Origin of the sequence: Streptomyces kronopolitis (assembly GCF_014646275.1) — a bacterium.
GTDB classification, from domain to species: domain Bacteria; phylum Actinomycetota; class Actinomycetes; order Streptomycetales; family Streptomycetaceae; genus Streptomyces; species Streptomyces kronopolitis.
Genome location: NZ_BMND01000006.1, coordinates 124,393 through 141,758 on the forward strand (window position 1 = coordinate 124,393; position 17,366 = coordinate 141,758).

The following is a 17,366-nucleotide window of genomic DNA, read 5'->3' on the forward strand; positions in this document are numbered from 1 at the left end:
CATAAGCCGCCAACCGTAATATTCGACCTGGAACTGACCCAAGCCATGGGAGTATCCCTATGCCAGGCGCCATATACGCCGAAGGGCTCGTGAAGACCTTCGGCGACGTGCGAGCACTGGACGGCGTCGATCTCGACGTTCCCGAAGGAACGGTCCTCGGAATGCTCGGCCCGAACGGCGCGGGAAAGACCACCGCCGTACGCGTCCTGACGACCCTGCTCCGGCCCGACCGTGGCAAGGCCGTGGTCGCCGGCATCGATGTCCTCGCCCGCCCGGACGAGGTACGGCGGTCCATCGGCCTCTCCGGCCAATTCGCCGCCGTGGACGAGTACTTGACCGGCCGGGAGAACCTCACGATGGTCGGCCGGCTCTACCAGATGAGCGGCCGCGAGGCGAAGCGGCGGGCCGTCGAACTGCTGGAGCGCTTCCACCTCGGCGACGCGGCCGACCGCATCACCAAGACCTACTCCGGCGGTATGCGCCGGCGGCTCGACCTGGCGGCCGCCCTGGTCGTCAGCCCGCCCGTGATGTTCATGGACGAGCCGACCACCGGCCTGGACCCGCGCAACCGCCAGGAGCTGTGGGACGTCATCCAGGAACTGGTCGCGGGCGGCACGACCCTGCTGCTCACCACCCAGTACCTGGAGGAGGCCGACCGGCTGGCGCACGACATCTGCGTCGTCGACCACGGCCGGGTCATCGCCCGCGGCACCGCCGACCAGCTCAAGGCGCGCACCGGCGGGGAGCGCGTCGAGGTCGTGGTGCACGCCCCCGAGCACCTCACCGTCGCCGACGAGGTCCTGCGCGGCTTCGGCAAGGGCGAGGGCACCGTCGACCCGCACACCCGCAAGCTCACGGTCCCGGTGACGGGCGGCGCGAAGCTGCTCGCCGAGGTCATCCGCGAACTGGACCTGCGCGGGGTGGAGATCGACGACATCGGGCTGCGCCGCCCGACCCTCGACGACGTGTTCCTCTCGCTGACCGGGCACCACGCCGAGGGCGACGCGGACGACGGCGCGGACGACGGGAGCGCGGGCCGGGCCGACACGGACGGCGGCGCGGTCGGACGGCAGAAGCGGGGCCGCGGGGGCGCCGGGACGGCCGGCGCGGACACGGGCACGACGAGTGACAGGGAGGGTGTGAAGTGACCACGGTGACCGAAGCGACCGGGGGCGCCCCGGTCCGGACCGTGCGGCCGCGCGGCGGCATCGGCCGGTCCGTCCGCGACTCCCTGGTCGTGGCCCAGCGCAATCTGATCCGGATGCTGCGGATCCCCGAGGTGGTGATCTTCGGGCTGATCCAGCCGATCATGTTCGTGGTGCTGTTCACGTATGTCTTCGGCGGCTCCATCAACGTCCCCGGGGCCCCGGTGGGCGACGCCCAGGCGTATCACGAGTTCCTGATGGCCGGGATCTTCGCGCAGACCGTCACCTTCGCCACGGCGGGCGCCGGGGCGGGCATCGCCGACGACATGCACAAGGGGCTCATCGACCGGTTCCGGTCGCTGCCGATGTCCCGCGGTGCGGTGCTCACCGGCCGCACCCTCGCCGACCTCGTGCAGACCGCGCTGACGCTGGTGGTGCTGGCGGTCGTCGCGCTGCTGATCGGCTGGCGCACCCACGAGAACCTCGCCGAGGTGCTGGCCGGCTTCGCGCTGCTGCTCCTGCTCGGGTACGCGTTCTCCTGGATCGGCGCGCTCATCGGCCTGACGGTGCGCACGCCCGAGGCGGCCACCTCCGGCGGACTGATCTGGCTGTTCCCGCTGACCTTCATCTCGAACGCGTTCGTCCCGGTCAACGGCATGCCGGCGTTCCTCCAGCACGTCGCCGAGTGGAACCCGTTCAGCGCGACGGTGGCCGCCGCCCGGCTGCTGTTCGGCAACACCATCGCGGGGGTGCCGAGGTCGGTGACCGGGGCCTGGCCGATGGAGCACCCGGTGGTGGCCTCGGTGATCTGGTCCGTCCTGATCATCGTGGTCTTCCGGACCCTGGCAGTCCGCAAATACCGCTCGGCCACCGCCTGAGCGGGGCGCAAGCACGGAGAAGCGGCCCGGAGCATCGCGCTCCGGGCCGCTTCCCGTGTCTGTGGGGCGCTCGCGCCTCAGCCGGTGTACGGCTTGGCGTCGAGGATCTTCACGGCCGCCTTCTTGCCGTTGGGAAGCTCGTACTCCGCCTCGGCGCCGACCTTCTTGCCGTGCACGCCGGTGCCCAGCGGCGACTGGGGGGAGTAGGTCTCGATGTCCGAGCTCGCGTATTCCCGGGAGGCCAGCAGGAAGGTCAGGGTGTCGTCCGGGTCCCCGTCGAACGCGATGGTGACGACCATGCCGGGAGCGACGACGCCGGTCGCGGCGGGGGCCTCGCCGACCTTCGCGGTCTGCAGCAGCTGCGTGAGCTGGCGGACGCGGAGCTCCTGCTTGCCCTGCTCCTCCTTCGCCGCGTGGTACCCGGCGTTCTCCTTCAGGTCACCTTCCTCGCGGGCCGCCGCGATCTTCTCGGTGATCTCGGCGCGTGCGGGACCAGACAGGTGCTCCAGCTCGGCCTTGAGCTGGTCATACGCCTCCTGGGTAAGCCAGGTGACGTTCTCGCTGGTCTGGGTCACAGGTGCTCCTCGTCGGTACTGGGGATAAATCAAACGCCCTACCAGGAAGGTTTGCGCCTTCACGGGTGGGCGAAACCACGAGCCTAACAATTCCGGCACAAAACGGGGAAGAGGAATTTCACAGTGGCCGCACAGGAACACATCATCCCTGCTCAGGGCCGGTTCCGACACGCCCTGCCGGTGGGAGCGGGCCGGGTGGCCGGTGGGTCGGCCGGGGGGTGCGGGAGGGCGGCGGGGCCGGTGGCCGGGTGCCGGGTGGGGCGGGCGTCGTCGGGCGGGGGCGGTGGTCGGGTGCCGGTGGGCCGGGCGCCGTCGGGCCGGGCTCAGCCCTTGCCGGCGGGCGTGCAGCCGACGAGCACGGCGTTGGTCGCCCGCTTCGTCGTCCGCAGCGTGACCTCGGTGTCCACCTGGCCCGTGCGCTGGTCGACGGTGACGTCCTTGCGGCCGACCTCGGTGCCGTCCTCGGCCTGCGAGCGCAGGGTGCACACGCCCTTGTCGGCCGCGTCCTTGACGACCTCCAGATGCACCTTCACGGCGTGATCGGAGACCGCGTCCCAGGCGATCACCCGGCCGCTCAGCTCCTGGCCGGAGATGTACGAGACGCCGCACCAGCCGATCACGCCCAGCAGGGCGACGCCGAGCACACTGCCGATGATCTTGAGCTTTCGGTCCGCGCGCGCGTCCGCGGAGCGGCCGTAGCGTCCTTCGGGGAGCCCTTCACGCACCGCGGTCATGATCAATTCTCCTGGTCGGGGGACCGGAACCAATAACCCCCGGGGGGTCCCCGCCCCAGGGAATACAGCGCCCCCCGCTTCGGTCACTATAGGAGGCATCTTCTCCAGCTCTTCACTGAGGATCGAGTCTTGACTGAGCAGTTGCGATTGATGGCGGTCCACGCCCACCCCGACGACGAGTCGAGCAAGGGTGCGGCCACCATGGCCAAGTACGTGTCCGAGGGGGTGGACGTGCTGGTCGCCACCTGCACGGGCGGTGAGCGAGGCTCCATCCTCAACCCCAAGCTCCAGGGCGATCCGTACATCGAGGAGAACATCCACGAGGTGCGGAAGAAGGAGATGGACGAGGCCCGGGAGATCCTGGGCGTCAAGCAGGAGTGGCTCGGCTTCGTCGACTCCGGGCTGCCCGAGGGCGACCCGCTGCCGGCGCTGCCCGACGGCTGCTTCGCGCTGCAGTCCGTCGAGACGGCCGCGGAGCCCCTGGTCCGGCTGATCCGCACCTTCAAGCCGCACGTCATCACGACGTACGACGAGAACGGCGGCTATCCGCACCCGGACCACATCATGACCCACAAGATCACGATGGTGGCCTTCGAGGCGGCCGGTGACCCGGAGCGCTACCCGGACGCGGGCGAGCCCTGGCAGCCGCAGAAGCTCTACTACAACCAGGGCTTCAACAAGCCCCGCACCATCGCGCTGCACGAGGCGCTGCTGGAGCGCGGCATGGAGTCCCCGTACGGCGAGTGGCTGGAGCGCTGGAAGCAGTTCGAGCGGCGCGAGCGCACGCTGACCACCTATGTCCCGTGCGACGAGTTCTTCGAGATCCGGGACAAGGCGCTGATCGCGCACGCCACCCAGATCGACCCCGACGGCGGATGGTTCCGGGTGCCGATGGACCTCCAGCGCGAGGTCTGGCCGACGGAGGAGTACGAGCTCGCGAAGTCGCTCGTGGACACTTCCCTCCCCGAGGACGACCTCTTCGCGGGCATCCGCAACAATTGAGCCCATGATGAGCGCGACCAGCACCCTCGCCCTGACGCACTTCGTCACCCTTGCCGACACGTTCGACAAGGACAAGGTGACCCCCGGCGTCCTCGGCTTCATCGTCTTCGCGGTCATCGGCGGCGCCGTATGGCTGCTGATGAAATCGATGAACAAGCACATGAAGAAGGTGGACTTCGAGGAGCAGCCCCAGGGCAGCGAGGCCGGCGGAACGGCCTCCGCCGCGGGCCCCGAGCCGAAGACCGGCTGAGGCGGCACAGCACCGAGCCGCTCCGGGGTCCGGGCCGCCGGGCGCACCGGACCGCCGGGCGCACCGGACCGCCGGGCGCACCGGACCGCCGGGCGTACCGGGGCCGCAGGGCCTCCGGGGCCGGTCGGTGCGCGAAGGCCGGGTGGTTCGCGAAGACCGCCGGTCCGCGAAGACCAGCCGGTCCTTGAAGACCGGGTGGTTCTTGAAGACCGGGTGGCGGTCGACGGTCGGCCGATGGACACGGCCGGCTGACCGGCCCGGCGGCTCGCCGACCCGAGCGGCCGGCGAGCCGGGCCCGCCCGGCGGGTCCGGGGAGGGCGCGGTGGGCCCGAGGACCGCATGGTGGGCCCGGGACGGCTCGCCGTGGCCTGTGACCGCACGGTGGGCCAGGAGCAGCGTGCTGCGCCCGAGGCCGAGCAAGAAGCCCGGCCCCGCTGTCATGCCCCGTCGGTCCGTGTGACGGTCACTCCCATGACCTCGCGTGCCGGGCGGTGGGGCACCATGCCGAGCCGCCATGCCTGCCACCCCGATTCCGGTTCCACCCCGCGCTCCAGCAGCAGCCCGAACGTCTCCGCGCAGTCCTCCAGCCGGGGATCGCGGGCCGGGTGCTTCTCCCGCACCAGCTGTGCCAGCTCCTCCTGCGCCACCGCGGCCCCCACCACCGAACCGCCCGGAGAGGCGAGCGGCAGCAGGGTGCAGCGCAGGAACCGGGCCCAGTCCTCGCCGCGCCGGTCGCCGTAGCCCGCGAACAGGCCGGCCGCCTCGTCGGCCAGCTCCAGCGCCTGCGCCGCCCGGCCGTTGCCGGCATCGATGATCAGCAGCTCCAGGCAGGACCAGGCCTCCCCGTGCGGCACTCCTATCCGCTGGAAGTCCTTGCGGGCGTCCTGCAGCAGCTGCCGGGCGAAGCCGCTGTTGCGCAGCGACCCGGTCTGCTCGGCCCGCAGATCACGGGTGACCCGGCCGGAATGGTGCCGGGCGCAGGCCAGACCGTAGGCGTCCTGCATCCGGCTGAACATCGTCCGGGACCGCTCCAGCTGGCGCAGCGCCGCATCGTGCTCGCCGCGCTCCTCCAGGGCCTGACCGAGGTAGTACATGGTCCAGGCCTCGCCGCGGGCGTCCTCGTGCTGGTGGTGGAGCGGCAGCGCCTGCCGCAGCTGGTCGACGGCCGGGCCCGGATCACCGTCCACCAGCCGGGCACGGGCCAGCTGGGTCATCGCCCAGGCCTCACCGCGCTCGTCGTGCGTCCGCCCGTAGAGCTCCATCGCCGCCTGCAAGGAGCGCTCCGCCGCCGGCACCTCGCCCATCCGCAGATACACCTGGCCGAGCTGGAAGTGCGCCCACGCCTGGCCGTGCACGCTCTCGCTCTCCTCGTGCAGCTCCAGCGCCTCGTGCAGCATGGCGTGGGCCCCGTCGAGCTGCGCCCGGTCCCGCTCCACCGCCGCCAGGGCGTGCAGCGTCCAGGCCCGGTCGCCGTGCATGTCCGGGCCCGCCTGCAGCTCCAGCGCCTCCCGCAGCTTCGCCGAGGCCTCGGCGAGACTGCCCTGCTGCTGGAGCGTGATGCCCAGATCGCGCAGCGCACGGGCCGCGCCCACCGGATGCTGCGCCTCGAAGTAGAGGTCCACCACCGACGACAGGGTCGTACGCGCCTTGTCCAGCTCGCCGAGCTGCCGGGCCGCGATGCCCGTCCGCCACTGCACCGAGCGGGACAGCAGCCCCTGGCCGACCGCCCGGGTCAGCTCGCTCAGCTCGCCCAGGCGGTAGAGGTCGCCGCGCAGCAGGCAGTAGTCGGCCAGCGCCCCCAGCAGATGCGACACCGCCGCCTGGTCCACGCCCTGGTCGGCATGGCGCAGCGCGGCGGTGATGAAGCTGGACTCGTCGTCCAGCCACTGGAGGGCCGCGTCCAGCGACGTGAAGCCGTGGGAGCCGAAGCGGTCGGCGCGGGTGGAGGTGCGGCCGTCGACCAGCCGGATGACCGAGTCCGCCAGCTCCGCATAGCCGCGGATCAGGCGCTCCTGGGCGGCGCCGCGCTCCTGGGCGTCCTCCTCGTCCTCCAGCCGGGCGTGCGCGAAGCTGTGCACCAGGGCATGCAGGCGGTAGCGCTCACCGCGGACATGCTCGATCAGCCCCGCCCGGACCAGCGTCGTCAGCTGCCGCTCCGCCTCCGCGTTCGCCACCCCCAGCAGGGCCGCCGCGGCCGCCGTCCCCAGGCTCGCCCGGCCCACCAGAGCCAGCCGGCGCAGCAGCCGCCGGGCCGCCTCGGGCTGATCGAAGTAGCGCAGCGACAGCGCGCGCTCCACCGGCGGCACCGGACCGTACGCCGCCAGGTCCTCGGCCAGTGTGGTGGCCGTGCGCGGGCCGAGCGCGGAGCCCGCCACCCGCAGCGCCAGCGGCAGGCCGGCGCACAGCCGGCCGATCTCGTCGACGGCCCGTGCGTCGTAGGGGCCCGCCTCGTCCGGAGCCTCGCCCCCGGCCGCGGCAGCGGCGCGCAGCAACTCCTCGGTGCCGGCCGCGTCCAATGCCCCCACCGGCAACTGGTGCACCCACGCCCGGAGATCCCCGGGCAGCTTCAGGGGAGTGCGGGAGGTGACCAGCACCAGGCTGTCGGACCGCTCCGGCACCAGGCTGCGCACCTGCTCCGGATCCGTGGCGTCGTCCAGCAGCACCGTCACCGGAAGGTCCGTCAGATGCTGGTGGTACAGCTCGGTGAGCCGCTTGACGTGCTGCTCCTGGGACGGCCGCTCGCGGAACAGCAGCTGTTCGCGCGGCGCGCCGAGCCGGTTGAGCAGATGCAGCAGCGCGTCCCGGGTCGGCAGCGGCACCTCGCCGGGGGTGTCACTGCGCAGGTCCACCACGCACGCGCCACGAAACTGATCGCGCAGCTGATGGGCGGCCCGCACCGCCAGCGCGGTCCGGCCCGAGCCCGCCTCGCCGTGCAGCACCACCACCGTCGGCTTGGTCTCGGTGCTCGCACGGGCCGCGTGCACCCACTGCGCGATCTGCGTCAGCTCCGTCCGCCGCCCGGCGAACGGGCCGTCCGCACTGGGCAGTTGGGAGAACGAATGCTCCAGTACGGACCGCTGCCGGGCCGCCGCGCTGCGGTCCGCACCGCGCAGCTGCGGCCCCCGACCGCTCTGCCCGCCCTTGGCCGCGGCCGGTGCGCCGCTGCCGCGGGCCGCCGCCGTCAGCATCCGCTGCTGGTCCAGGAACGGCCGGACCCCGCGCACCTCCAGGGCCGTCAGCCACTGCAGCCGCAGCTGCTGCTGGCCACCGGGCTGACCGCGCCTGCCGGCCTCCCGGTGCGCGGCCGGCATGTGGGCCGCGGTCAGCTTCAGGACCGTGGCCGTCGCACCCGCCAGCAGCACGGAGGCGCCCACGGCCAGCGCCGGTCCCGCGCCCGTGCCGTACGCGAGGTCGGTGCTGACGGCCGCCACCGCCGCCACGGCCGTCGCCACCGCCGGGGTGCCCAGCTCCTTGCGCGAGAGCCGGCCGGTCAGCGACGGCCGGCCGGCGTCCGCCTCGTCCAGCGCCCGGACGTAGGCGGCGTACTCCTCGGCGGCGCTGCCGGCCAGTTCCTCCAGCGCCGACCGCGCCCTGCCGAGCAGGGTGGCGCCGTCGAGCCGACCGCCCGAGCGCCGCACCTCTTCCTCGACGGCCCTGGTCAACAGCGCTTCCGCATCCGCGCGATGGTCCTCGCGCAGCACGGCCAGTGAGCCCGGCATGCTTCCTCCCCCTCCAGCATTCCTGCAGTCCCCGGCGGTGATCGTCGCCGTACGCACAGTGTTCCGCGTCCGCGCACTTTCCGGCAGGCCTGTGGAAAACTCCCTCCGCTCCCCGATCCCCGCGCCCCCTTGGGAGAGGATGACCCCATGCCGAACCGCCTGGCCCAAGAGACTTCCCCATATCTGCTCCAGCACGCCGACAACCCCGTCGACTGGTGGCCCTGGTCCACCGCCGCCTTCGAGGAGGCCCGCCGCCGCGGCGTGCCGGTGCTGCTCAGCGTGGGGTACAGCTCGTGCCACTGGTGCCACGTGATGGCCCACGAGAGCTTCGAGGACCCCGTGACCGCCGCGTTGCTCAATGAGCACTTCGTGGCGGTCAAGGTGGACCGGGAGGAGCGGCCGGACGTCGATGCTGTCTACATGGAGGCCGTGCAGGCCGCCACGGGGCAGGGGGGCTGGCCGATGACCGTGTTTCTCACGCCGGATGCCGAGCCGTTCTACTTCGGGACGTATTTTCCGCCCGAGCCGCGCCATGGCATGCCGTCGTTCGGGCAGATCCTGGACGGGGTGCGCAGTGCCTGGAGTGACCGGCGTGACGAGGTCGGGGAGGTCGCCGGGCGGATCGTCGCGGATCTGGCCGGACGGTCGCTGAGCGCGTCGCTGCCCGCGGACCGGCGGCCGCCGGGTGCCGAGGAGCTGCACACCGCGCTGATGGGGCTGACCCGCGAATTCGACGCGGCGCACGGTGGTTTCGGCGGGGCGCCGAAGTTCCCGCCGCCCATGGTGCTGGAGTTCCTGCTCCGCCACCACGCGCGCACCGCCTCCGAGGGGGCCCTGGAGATGGTGCAGGCGACCTGTGCGGCCATGGCCCGCGGCGGCATCTACGACCAGCTCGGCGGGGGCTTCGCGCGCTATGCGGTGGATGCCACGTGGACCGTGCCGCACTTCGAGAAGATGCTCTACGACAACGCCCTGCTGTGCCGGACCTACGCCCACCTGTGGCGGTCCACCGGCTCCGAGGAGGCGCGCCGCGTCGCCGTCGAGACGGCCGACTTCCTCGTCCGTGAACTCCGCACCGAGCAGGGCGGTTTCGCCTCCGCCCTGGACGCCGACAGCGACGACGGCACCGGGCGGCACACCGAAGGCGCCTACTACGTGTGGACGCCCGCGCAGCTGCGCGCCGTACTGGGCGAGGAGGACGCGGAGTTCGCCGCCGGCCACTACGGGGTGACCGAGGACGGCACCTTCGAGGAGGGCGCCTCGGTCCTGCAACTTCCGCACGCGGAGGATCCGGTGGACGGTGAGCGGGTGGCGTCCGTCCGGCGGCGGCTGCTCGCGGCGCGGGAAGAGCGGCCGCGCCCCGGCCGGGACGACAAGGTCGTGGCTGCCTGGAACGGGCTGACCATCGCCGCGCTCGCCGAGACCGGTGCCTACTTCGACCGCCCGGATCTGATCCAGGCCGCCCTCGACGCCGCCGACCTGCTCGTCCGCGTCCACATGGACGGCCGGGCCCGGCTGCACCGCACCTCCCGCGACGGCACGGCCGGCGACAACTCCGGTGTCCTGGAGGACTACGCCGACGTCGCTGAGGGCTTCCTCGCCCTCGCCTCGGTTACCGGGGAGGGCGTGTGGGTGGAGTTCGCGGGCCTCCTCCTGGACACCGTGCTGCTGCAGTTCACCACCGAGGACGGCGCGCTCTACGACACCGCGGCCGATGCCGAGGCGCTGATCCGCCGCCCCCAGGATCCGACCGACAACGCGACGCCCTCCGGGTGGACCGCGGCCGCCGGCGCCCTGCTGTCGTACGCGGCGCTGACCGGCAGCGGCCTCCACCGGGACGCCGCGGAAGGGGCCCTGGGCATCGTCACCGCGCTCGCCGGCCGGGCCCCGCGCTTCATCGGCTGGGGCCTCGCGGTCGCCGAGGCCGCGCTGGACGGGCCGCGCGAGGTCGCGGTCGTCGGCCCGCAGGGCGATCCGGCCACCGCAGCGCTGCACCGCGCCGCGCTGCTGGGCACCGCCCCGGGAGCGGTCGTGGCGACGGGCGCCCCGGGGTCGGACGAGGTGCCGCTCCTCCAGGACCGCCCGCTGGTCGACGGCGCCCCCGCCGCGTACGTCTGCCGCCACTTCACCTGCTCGCGGCCGACGACGGACCCGGCGGAGCTGACGGCGAGTCTCCAGGCGGAGTAGCCGGCGTGGCGGGCGCCCGGGACGTGGCGGACGGGCTGGTCGGAGCCGGGGGCGGGTTCTGCCCCCGGCCGCGGCGCGTCAGGTCCTAGCCTCGGGGGATGACACAGCGCACACACCGTGAAGTCCGCCTGGCCGCCCGGCCCCGGGGGCCGGTCACCGAGGACCTCTTCGAGGTCGTGGAGGTGCCGGTGCCGGATCCCGGGTCCGGCCAGGTGCTGGTACGCAACACCGTGATGGGTGTCGCCGCCGTGATGCGCACGCTGATGGAGGAGTCCAGCGTGGTGCCGATGCCCTCCTACCGGATCGGCGAGCCGCTGTACGGGGCCGCGGTTGGCGAGGTGGTGGCCGCCCCGGGGACCGACCTCGTCCCCGGTGACCTGGTGGAACACCACTTCGGCTGGCGCGAGTTCGCCCTGCTGGACGCCGACCGGGCGCACCGCCTCGAACCCGGTGTGCTGCCCGATCCGGCCGCCTACCTCTCCCAGGGCCCCACCGCGTGGATGGGGGTGGTGCGCGGCGCCGAAGTGCGCCCCGGGGACACGGTGTTCATCAGCGGCGCGGCGGGCGGCGTGGGCTCCCTGGCGGGGCAGGTCGCCCGGCTGCGCGGTGCCGCCCGGGTCATCGGCAGTACGGGATCGCCGGCGAAGGCGGACCGCCTGATCGGGGAGTGCGGCTACGACGCGGTGGTGATCCGCGGCGCCGAGCCCATGGAGGAGCAGCTGCGCAAGGCCGCCCCGGAGGGCCTCGACGCGGTCTTCGACAACGTCGGCGGCGAGCAGCTCCGGGCCGCCCTCGCCGTCGCCAACCGGGGCGCGCGGGTCGCCCTCGTGGGCGCCCTGTCCAGTCAGCTCGCCGCCGGGGGCACGACCACCCTGGAGCTCGACACCCTCTCGCTGCTCTCCCGGAGCATCACCCTGCGCGGCATCTCCCTGTACGAGCACCCGGACCTGATCCCCGAGTGGAACAAGCGGTTCGGCGAGGGGCTGCGGGACGGCTCCCTCACCTTCCCGCACGCCCGGCTGCGGGACATCGACGCGGCGCCGCGGGCGCTGCGCGAGCTCACCGAGGGGCGCCATCTGGGCGCCGTGGTCGTGGAGTTGTGAGGTCACGGGCGGTGGGGCGCGGGCCGGGGAGCGGATCCCCGGCCGCTGTCGGTGGGCGGTTGTAGCCTGCGGGTGTGACGACCTTGCTCGGAAATCGCTCCCTCGTCCGGGAAGCCGCGGCGCTGCGGTCCGGGACGGACGACCCCGTCGACGCGGCGCGGCGTACGTGCGACCGGATCGACGCCGTCGACCCGCAGGTGCGGGCCTTCGTGCCCGAGGAAGGACGGCGTGCGCGGCTCCTGGAGGCGGCGCGCCGGGCGGCGGACAGCGGTGCGGGCGAGGCCGGCGGCCGGCCCGCGCTGTACGGCGTCCCGGTGGGCGTCAAGGACATCGTGCACGCCGACGGACTGCCCACCCGGGCGGGTTCGGCGCTGCCGCCCGAGGTGCTCGCCGGGCGGCAGGCCGCCGTCGTCGACCGGCTGTGCGCCGCCGGTGCGCTGATCGCGGGCAAGACGGTGACCGCCGAATTCGCCGTCACCGCGCCGGGCCCGACCTGCAATCCGCACAACCCGGCGCACACTCCGGGCGGTTCGAGCAGCGGGTCGGCGGCCGCCGTCGCCGCCGGGATGGTGCCGCTGGCCATCGGGACGCAGACCGTCGGCTCGATGATCCGGCCCGCCGCCTACTGCGGAGTGGTCGGCTTCAAGCCGAGCTACGGGCGGATCCCCGTGGACGGAGTGATCCCCAACGCCGCCGGTTTCGACACCCTGGGCTGCTACGCCACGGACGTCGCCGGGGTCGCCCTGGGCGGCGTCGGCGCTGGTCGACGGCTGGCGGGAGCGGGGCCCGGCGGAGCGGACGGCGCGCCCCGTACTGGGCGTTCCGGCCGGGCCCTATTTGGAGCGCGCGGGCGACGAGGCGCTGGCCGCCTTCACCGCGCAGCGGGAGCTGCTGCGCGCCGCCGGGTACACCGTCCACGAGGTGCCGGTGATGGCCGACTTCGCGGAGATCGTGGCGCAGCTGTTCACGATGAACCGGTACGAGGTGGCCCGGGCGCACGCCGACTGGTTCGCCCGCTTCGGGGACCTCTACCGCCCCGAGACCACGGCGGCCATCCGGGAGGGGCACACGATCGGGGACACCGCCTACGCGGCGGCCCGGGAGCGGCGCGAGGTCTTCCGCGCACGGCTCGCGGCGGACCGCGCCGCGGCCGGCGTCGACCTGTGGATCGCCCCGTCCGCAACCGGCCCCGCCCCCGCCGACCTCACCACCACCGGCAGCTCGATCATGTGCCTGCCCTGGAGCAACGCCGGTCTGCCGGCCGTCAGTCTGCCCGCGGGGCGTGCGGCGAACGGGCTGCCGCTCGGCCTCCAGCTCGTCGGTCCGCCGGCCGCGGACGAGGAGCTGCTGACCGCGGCGGCCGGGATCGAGCGCGTCCTGAACGCCGCGCCGGGCGTGCCGCCCCGGGGCGCCGGCCCTACGGCGTGAGGCCCCGGGCCAGGACGTCCATGGCCCGGTGGACCAGCGCCGCCGGATCGCCCTCCGGACCGGTCTCGACCCAGGCCAGCATCGCCTCCTGGAGCGCGGCGAGTAACGCGGCGCCGATCACCCGCAGTTCCGGGTCGCCGGCCGGGCGGCCGGAGCGTTCCGCCAGCACCGCGGTGAGCCGCGCGGCGTCCCGTGCGGTGTTCTCCGCCGTGCGGCCCCGGACGGCGGGCACCTCGCGGATCAGCCGGACGCGCTGGACGAGTTCGCCGCGCTCCCGTGCGGTGAGCCGGCGCAGCGCCTCGACGGTGATCTGACGCATCGACTCGACCACCGGCTCGTCCACGGGCCGGGCCCGCAGCCCGGCCTCCAGCAGGCCGTGCCGGCCGTCGGCGAGCACGATGTCCTCCTTGGTGGGGAAGTAGCGGAAGACCGTGCTCGGTGAGACCTCGGCGGCCTCGGCGATCCGGTCGACCGGCGTCGCGTCGTAGCCCCGCTCCGCGAAGAGCCGGTAGGCGGCCCGCCGGATCGCCTGCCGGGTCTGGAGCTTCTTCCGCTCCCGCAGCCCGGGTTTCGGCGTCCCGGACGGTGGGGTGGCGGAGCGGTGTGCGGAGACCATGAGCAGCATTGTCGGCCATCGCCGACCACGGGTACGACGGCGTGGCGGGGGTGCGGGCACGGCGCTCGCGCTCGCGGTTGGCCGGGTGCGCGCTGTCGGTTGTCAGTGGGGTGTGTCACGCTGTGGCGCGTAGATGATTACGTTGAGTGAAGTGCTGCGGGGGAGGGGTGGCCGGATGATCGGCGACCGCGGGGGCGACGGGTGCGGGAACGGAAGCGGCCGCGACGCGGAGTCGCGGCCGGGAGGTGTGGGGGAGGGGTGCGGAGTGCCGGTTGCGGAGTCCGGGGCGTGCGGGCGCGGGACGGGGCCGCCGGTCAGGCGTGGGTGTAGGCCACCAGCGAGATCCCGACGTAGTGCACGACGAAGGCCGCCAGGGTGAGGGAGTGGAAGACCTCGTGGAAGCCGAACCACTGGGGTGAGGGGTTGGGGCGCTTGATGCCGTAGATCACGCCGCCCGCGCTGTAGAGCAGCCCGCCGACGATGACCAGTACCAGCACGGCGACACCGCCGGTGCGCAGGAAGTCGGGCAGGAAGAAGACGGCGGCCCAGCCCATGGCGATGTAGCAGGGGGTGTACAGCCAGCGGGGGGCGCCGACCCAGAAGACCCGGAAGAGGATGCCGGCCAGGGCGGCCGCCCAGACCGCCCAGAGCAGCGTTTCGCCGCGGGATCCCGGCATGAGCAGCATCGTCAGCGGGGTGTAGGTGCCCGCGATGATCAGGAAGATGTTGGCGTGGTCGAGCCGGCGCAGGACGCCGTCGGCCCGCGGGCCCCAATTGCCGCGGTGGTAAAGGGCGCTGACGCCGAACAGCAGGCAGGCGGTCATCGTGTAGATGGCGCAGGCCAGGCGGCCGCGGGGGCTGTCGGCGAGGGCGGTGAGGAGGATGCCGGAGAGCAGCGCGGCGGGGAACATCCCGGCGTGCAGCCAGCCGCGGAGTCTCGGTTTGAGGGGTGCGGCCGGGGCGGCGACGGCCGCGACCGCGGACGGCGCGGAGGGGGGCGGGCTGTCGGCGGCTTCGGGCGCGGAAGTCATGGGCGTCATGCTACCTACGCGACCGTAAGTTACCGGTTCATACCGGAGTGGTGACGGTCACCAAGGCGCCCTCTGGACAGAACCCGCTCGGGGTCGGATGATCAAATGAGTGCGGTCGGCACCGGATGAGCGGTCACGAAGCATCCGGGTCGCGGCCCCCAAGGGGCAGACAACCAAAAGAAGCGGATGTTCCCGGCGAATCGGGTAGATATCCGTCCAGGACCCTCATCTAGGAGCGATCGTGGCGCGCGACAACGCGGCTCCCACCCTTCCGACCGGTCACCAGCGGCTCATCGCCTGGGTCGACGAGATCGCAGCGATCACCCAGCCCGACCGGGTCGTCTGGTGTGACGGCTCGGAGGCGGAGTACGAGCGGCTGTGCGAGGAGCTCGTCGACAAGGGCACGTTCAAGAAGCTCGACCCGATCAAGCGCCCCAACTCGTACTACGCCGCCTCCGACCCCTCGGACGTCGCGCGTGTCGAGGACCGCACCTTCATCTGCGCCGAGAAGGAAGAGGACGCCGGCCCGACCAACCACTGGAAGGCCCCCGCCGAGATGCGGGAGATCTTCGCGGGCGAGAAGGGCATCTTCCGCGGCGCGATGAAGGGCCGGACGATGTACGTCGTCCCGTTCTGCATGGGTCCGCTCGGCTCCCCGCTCTCCGCGATCGGCGTGGAGATCACCGACTCCGCCTATGTCGCGGTCTCCATGCGCACCATGACGCGCATGGGCCGGCCGGTGCTCGACCAGCTCGGCGACGACGGCTTCTTCGTCAAGGCCGTGCACACCCTCGGCGCCCCGCTGGCCGAGGGCGAGGCCGACGTGCCGTGGCCGTGCAACTCCACCAAGTACATCTCGCACTTCCCCGAGGACCGCGAGATCTGGTCCTACGGCTCCGGCTACGGCGGCAACGCCCTGCTCGGCAAGAAGTGCTACGCGCTGCGCATCGCCTCCGTCATGGCCCGCGACGAGGGCTGGCTCGCCGAGCACATGCTGATCCTCAAGCTCACCCCGCCGCAGGGCGAGGCCAAGTACGTCGCCGCCGCCTTCCCGAGCGCCTGCGGCAAGACCAACCTCGCGATGCTGGAGCCCACGATCTCCGGCTGGACGGTCGAGACCATCGGCGACGACATCGCCTGGATGCGCTTCGGTGAGGACGGCCGCCTCTACGCGATCAACCCCGAGGCCGGCTTCTTCGGTGTCGCCCCCGGTACCGGCGAGCACACCAACGCCAACGCCATGAAGACGATGTGGGGCAACTCCGTCTTCACCAACGTCGCGCTGACCGACGACGGCGACGTGTGGTGGGAGGGCATGACGGAGGAGAAGCCCGCCCACCTCACGGACTGGAAGGGCAACGACTGGACCCCGGAGTCCGGGACCCCGGCCGCCCACCCCAACGCCCGCTTCACCGTGCCCGCGGGCCAGTGCCCGATCATCGCGCCCGAGTGGGAGGACCCCCGGGGCGTGCCGATCTCGGCCATCCTCTTCGGCGGCCGCCGCGCCAGCGCCGTGCCGCTGGTGACCGAGTCGCTGACCTGGCAGCACGGCGTCTTCCTCGGCGCCAACGTCGCCAGCGAGAAGACCGCCGCGGCCGAGGGCAAGGTCGGCGAGCTGCGCCGCGACCCGTTCGCCATGCTGCCGTTCTGCGGCTACAACATGGGCGACTACATGGGGCATTGGGTCAAGGTCGGCAGTGACGCCGCGCGGGAAGGGCGCCAGGCGAAGCTGCCGAAGATCTACTACGTCAACTGGTTCCGCAAGGACGACAAGGGCCGCTTCGTGTGGCCGGGCTTCGGCGAGAACGGCCGGGTGCTCAAGTGGATCGTCGAGCGGCTGGACGGCAAGGCCGAGGGCGTCGAGACGCCCATCGGCGTGCTGCCCACCAAGGAGTCGCTGGACACCGAGGGCCTCGGTCTCGACGACGCCGACCTCGACTTCCTGCTGACCGTCGACAAGGACGTCTGGCGCGAGGAGGCGGCGCTGATCCCCGAGCACCTCAACACCTTCGGTGACCACACGCCGAAGGAGCTGTGGGACGAGTACCGCGCGCTGGTCCAGCGGCTCGGCTGACCGCGGCGCACCACGCACCGCCCGGGGCCCCGCACCGCACAGGTGTGGGGCCCCGGCGCGTACGGTGCGCGGGAGCGGGCGGGAATCGGGGCCGCCCGTTTCGGCCGGTCGGGTGAGGCGGCGGCCGGTGCGTGCGGCGCGGGTCAGGCCGTGGCGAGATCCGGGAGCGGTGCGGCGTGCGCGGCCACCCGCTCCGCCGCCAGGGCCGCCACCGCGGTGTCGTTCCGGGTCGTGGCGAGGGCGAGGGTGTGTTCGGCGAGGGCGTGGGCGCGCTGGTGGAGGGCCGCGGCCCGGGAGGCGGCGCCGCCGTCGGTGGGCTCGGCGCGCAGCGGATAGTGGCCGCCGCTCAGCCGCGCGACCTGTTCGGCGATGCGCTCGGCGGCGGCGGTCAGCGCGGCGGCCTGCGCTGCGGCGCCGTCCGCCGCAGAGCCGTCCGGCCGCGTCGCCAGCGCGTGCAGCTCATCGGTGACGGTGAGCAGCGCGGTCAGCTGGGTGGCGAGCCGGATGTCCAGCTCCTGCGCGCGGGAGCGGTGCGGGATCTGCGGGGCGGCGGCCATGGTGTGGACCGACTTGGTGCGGATCGGTTCGTACATGGGACGGCCTCCTGGAATGCGTCAGGAGGCC

General features: G+C 73.1%; 13 protein-coding genes and 1 pseudogene. 8 read left to right on the forward strand and 6 right to left on the reverse strand.

Annotated elements, in window-relative coordinates:
• Positions 1 to 59: 59 nt before the first annotated feature.
• Both IEY78_RS09880 and IEY78_RS09885 read left to right on the forward strand, forming a co-directional pair.
• Positions 60 to 1,148 (forward strand): ATP-binding cassette domain-containing protein, encoded by a 1,089-nt coding sequence (locus tag IEY78_RS09880; RefSeq protein ID WP_229699827.1) that lies wholly within the window; start codon positions 60 to 62, stop codon positions 1,146 to 1,148.
• Positions 1,145 to 2,023 carry an ABC transporter permease gene (locus IEY78_RS09885; protein WP_189097252.1) on the forward strand — a complete coding sequence of 293 codons (879 nt, stop codon included), beginning with the start codon at positions 1,145 to 1,147 and terminating at the stop codon, positions 2,021 to 2,023. The genes IEY78_RS09880 and IEY78_RS09885 overlap by 4 nt, the downstream gene beginning before the upstream one ends.
• Positions 2,024 to 2,100: 77 nt before the next feature.
• Here the strand turns inward: IEY78_RS09885 and greA are convergent, their stop codons facing one another.
• Together greA and IEY78_RS09895 are read right to left on the reverse strand one after the other, a co-directional pair.
• On the reverse strand, positions 2,101 to 2,598 hold the full coding sequence (greA, locus tag IEY78_RS09890) for a transcription elongation factor GreA (RefSeq protein ID WP_189097253.1): 498 nt from the start codon (positions 2,596 to 2,598) through the stop codon (positions 2,101 to 2,103).
• Positions 2,599 to 2,921: 323 nt separating this feature from the next.
• Entirely contained in the window at positions 2,922 to 3,332 is a 411-nt protein-coding gene (locus IEY78_RS09895; RefSeq protein ID WP_189097254.1) for a DUF4307 domain-containing protein, read from the reverse strand.
• Positions 3,333 to 3,461: 129 nt separating this feature from the next.
• Between IEY78_RS09895 and mca the strand changes: the two genes are divergently transcribed.
• Together mca and IEY78_RS09905 are read left to right on the forward strand one after the other, a co-directional pair.
• Complete coding sequence (gene mca, locus IEY78_RS09900) at positions 3,462 to 4,334, forward strand: mycothiol conjugate amidase Mca (RefSeq protein WP_189097255.1); 873 nt, start codon at positions 3,462 to 3,464, stop codon at positions 4,332 to 4,334.
• A 4-nt stretch (positions 4,335 to 4,338) separates the two neighbouring features.
• Positions 4,339 to 4,584, forward strand: a complete 246-nt coding sequence (locus IEY78_RS09905) for an RAMP4 family protein (RefSeq protein ID WP_189097256.1) — start codon at positions 4,339 to 4,341, stop codon at positions 4,582 to 4,584.
• Positions 4,585 to 5,021: 437 nt separating this feature from the next.
• Here IEY78_RS09905 and IEY78_RS09910 read toward each other — a convergent pair whose 3' ends face one another.
• Positions 5,022 to 8,303, reverse strand: a complete 3,282-nt coding sequence (locus tag IEY78_RS09910) for a tetratricopeptide repeat protein (RefSeq protein ID WP_189097257.1) — start codon at positions 8,301 to 8,303, stop codon at positions 5,022 to 5,024.
• A 147-nt stretch (positions 8,304 to 8,450) separates the two neighbouring features.
• On the opposite strand from IEY78_RS09910, the gene IEY78_RS09915 reads away from it, so the two are divergent.
• The 3 genes and pseudogenes from IEY78_RS09915 (at position 8,451) to IEY78_RS09925 (ending at position 13,021) form a co-directional block, all read left to right on the forward strand.
• Positions 8,451 to 10,490, forward strand: coding sequence for a thioredoxin domain-containing protein (locus IEY78_RS09915; RefSeq protein WP_189097258.1), 2,040 nt, complete (start codon positions 8,451 to 8,453; stop codon positions 10,488 to 10,490).
• A 98-nt stretch (positions 10,491 to 10,588) separates the two neighbouring features.
• Positions 10,589 to 11,593, forward strand: a complete 1,005-nt coding sequence (locus IEY78_RS09920) for an MDR family NADP-dependent oxidoreductase (protein ID WP_189097259.1) — start codon at positions 10,589 to 10,591, stop codon at positions 11,591 to 11,593.
• A 74-nt stretch (positions 11,594 to 11,667) separates the two neighbouring features.
• Positions 11,668 to 13,021, forward strand: a pseudogene (locus IEY78_RS09925) (amidase).
• On the opposite strand, the gene IEY78_RS09930 reads toward IEY78_RS09925, so the two are convergent.
• Together IEY78_RS09930 and trhA are read right to left on the reverse strand one after the other, a co-directional pair.
• Positions 13,011 to 13,637 (reverse strand): TetR/AcrR family transcriptional regulator, encoded by a 627-nt coding sequence (locus IEY78_RS09930; RefSeq protein WP_373294105.1) that lies wholly within the window; start codon positions 13,635 to 13,637, stop codon positions 13,011 to 13,013. The pseudogene IEY78_RS09925 and the gene IEY78_RS09930 sit on opposite strands and share 11 nt — an antisense overlap.
• Before the next feature lie 314 nt (positions 13,638 to 13,951).
• Entirely contained in the window at positions 13,952 to 14,668 is a 717-nt protein-coding gene (trhA, locus tag IEY78_RS09935; RefSeq protein ID WP_189097261.1) for a PAQR family membrane homeostasis protein TrhA, read from the reverse strand.
• Positions 14,669 to 14,909: 241 nt separating this feature from the next.
• Here trhA and IEY78_RS09940 point away from each other — a divergent pair, with 241 nt between their 5' ends.
• On the forward strand, positions 14,910 to 16,742 hold the full coding sequence (locus tag IEY78_RS09940) for a phosphoenolpyruvate carboxykinase (GTP) (protein ID WP_189097262.1): 1,833 nt from the start codon (positions 14,910 to 14,912) through the stop codon (positions 16,740 to 16,742).
• A gap of 143 nt (positions 16,743 to 16,885) precedes the next feature.
• Here IEY78_RS09940 and IEY78_RS09945 read toward each other — a convergent pair whose 3' ends face one another.
• A complete protein-coding gene (locus IEY78_RS09945) occupies positions 16,886 to 17,335 on the reverse strand; it encodes an SCO4983 family protein (protein ID WP_189097263.1) in 450 nt (149 codons plus the stop codon).
• Between the last annotated feature and the right edge of the window lie 31 nt (positions 17,336 to 17,366).